Origin of the sequence: Pseudomonas sp. (assembly GCF_050739935.1) — a bacterium.
In the GTDB taxonomy this organism is placed as follows: domain Bacteria; phylum Pseudomonadota; class Gammaproteobacteria; order Pseudomonadales; family Pseudomonadaceae; genus Aquipseudomonas.
Map to the genome: position 1 here is coordinate 1 of NZ_JBOICF010000106.1, position 2,577 is coordinate 2,577.

The 2,577-nt window shown below is 59.5% G+C and carries 1 protein-coding gene; it reads right to left on the reverse strand.

All coding sequences use genetic code 11. The features are described 5' to 3' along the window. Nucleotides 1-61: 61 nt before the first annotated feature. Nucleotides 62-2,425 (reverse strand): NAD-dependent DNA ligase LigA, encoded by a 2,364-nt coding sequence (ligA, locus tag ACRER8_RS21190; RefSeq protein ID WP_431748152.1) that lies wholly within the window; start codon nucleotides 2,423-2,425, stop codon nucleotides 62-64. Between the last annotated feature and the right edge of the window lie 152 nt (nucleotides 2,426-2,577).

Genomic DNA, 2,577 nt, shown 5'->3' on the forward strand with positions numbered 1-2,577 from the left:
AAATGAATACGTATCTGGCCCACCGCGTTCGCCAGCAAGCCGGCTCCTACAATTGACCGTTTCAATCCACCAACACGTCGTGCTTCTTCAAGAACGCCACGAACGCTTCTTCATCCAGCACTTTCAACCCCAGCTCATTGGCCTTGGTCAGTTTCGACCCCGCTCCCGGCCCGGCGACGACGGTATGGGTCTTGGCTGATACAGAGCCTGACACCTTGGCGCCGAGGCTTTCGAGTTTGTCCTTGGCGACGTCGCGACTCATCAGTTCCAGCGAGCCGGTAAGTACCCAGGTCTGGCCGCTAAGGGGCAGGCCTTCGACAACCTTTTTCTCGCTCTGCCAGTGCATGCCGAAGTCCTTGAGCTGTCGCTCGATGGCAATAGCGCGCTGGGCGTTTTCTGCAATGTCGAAGAAAGCTCTGACAGACTGCGCCTGCTTCTCCGGCAAGGTCTGGCGCATGTCCAGCCAGTCGGCCTTGACCACTCCTTCGAGCGTCGCGAACCTGTCCGCCAGTTTCTGTGCCGCGCCCGGTCCCACCGAAGGAATGTGGAGCTTGTCGAGCATGCCGCCCAGCGTCACGCTGGCAGCGAACTCGGCGCCCAGCTCACCCACATCCTGCAACTCCATCTGGCACTCGCCGAGTAACGCGCCGATGACGTTCTGGTTGTGATCGTCTTCGAAGAAGCTGTGAATCTCGTGAGCGACCTCCAGACCGATATCGGGCAGATAGGTCAGTACTTCCGGCAGCGCGACTTTCACGCTGTCCAGCGAGCCCAGTGAGCGCGCCAGTACCTTGGCTGTTTCCTCACCGACATCGGGGATGCCCAGCGCATAAATGAAGCGCGCCAGGGTCGGTTTCTTGCTGTCGTCGATGGCCTTGAGCAGCTTCTTGCTCGATATCTCGGCGAAGCCTTCCAGCGCGATAATGTCGTCGAACTTCAGCTTGTAGAGATCGGCTGGAGAACCGATGAGCTTTTCGTCCACCAACTGCTCGATGGTCTTGTCGCCCAACCCCTCTATGTCCATCGCGCGACGCGAGACGTAGTGGATGATCGCCTGCTTGAGCTGAGCGCCACAGGCCAGCCGCCCGACGCAGCGGTACACCGCGCCCTCGCTGACAGTCTCCTTGCCTTTGCTGCGTTTGATCAGTTGCGTGCGTTCGACCTGTGAGCCACACACCGGGCATGTCTGCGGAATCTCGACCTTCCTGGCGTTTTCAGGGCGGCGTTCCAGCACCACTTGCACCACCTGTGGAATCACGTCCCCAGCGCGGCGGACGATCACAGTATCGCCGATCATCAGACCCAGACGCGCAACTTCATCCATGTTGTGCAGCGTTGCATTGGCGACGGTGACGCCCGCCACTTTGACCGGTTTCAGCCGCGCGACCGGCGTCACGGCACCGGTGCGTCCAACCTGAAACTCCACGTCCAGCAGTTCGGTCAGCTCTTCCATGGCCGGGAATTTGTGCGCGATCGCCCAGCGCGGTTCGCGGGAACGGAACCCCAGTTCACGCTGCGCGGCGATGCTGTTGACCTTGAACACCACGCCATCGATTTCATAAGGCAACGACAGGCGACGTTCACCGATGTCGTGGTAATACTTGAGGCAGTCTTCGATGCCGTTGGCGACTTTCAGCTCGCGGCTGATGGGCATGCCCCACTCTTTCAATTGCTTCAGGTTGCCAATGTGAGTATCGGAAATGTCGTGTGACAATTGCCCGATGCCATAGCAGCAGAATTCCAGCGGGCGATTGGCGGTGATCTTCGAATCCAGCTGGCGCAAGCTGCCAGCGGCGGCGTTACGCGGGTTGGCGAAAGTCTTGCCACCGATCTCCAGCTGACTGGCGTTTAGGCGTTCGAAACCGGCTTTGGACATGAAGACCTCGCCACGCACTTCCAGCGTTTGCGGCCAGCCTTTGCCATGCAGCTTGAGCGGGATGTTACGCACGGTCCGCACGTTAACGCTGATGTCTTCGCCGGTGCTGCCGTCACCGCGGGTGGCACCTCGCACCAGTGCGCCGTTCTGGTACAGCAGGCTTACAGCGAGACCGTCGAGTTTGGGCTCACAGCTGTATTCGACCTTGGCTCCCGTGCCGAGCAGGTCGCCCACCGGAAGATCCAGTCCTTCATTGACACGACGATCGAACTCGCGCATGTCGGTTTCTTCGAAGGCGTTGCCAAGGCTGAGCATCGGGATTTCATGACGCACCTGAGTGAACGCCGACAATGCCGCGCTGCCGACCCGCTGCGTGGGGGACTCCGGGGTCACCAGATGCGGGTTTTCCGCTTCCAGCGCCTTCAATTCGTGGAACAGGCGATCGTACTCGACATCCGGAATGCTTGGCTCGTCAAGGACGTGGTAGCGGTAGTTGTGAAGATCCAGCTCTGCGCGCAGTTCCAGGATTCGTTGTTCGGCGGCATTCATAGATAGGTTCTCGAAAAGCAAAAGAGCAGCCGAAGCTGCTCAATTCATGGTGCCTTGCCGCGCATTAACGGCTCGACGCCATTATCCTCTGTGGGAGCGAATTCATTCGCGAAATCGGGCCAGGCGACACATGTTCATCGCCGACCCACCGT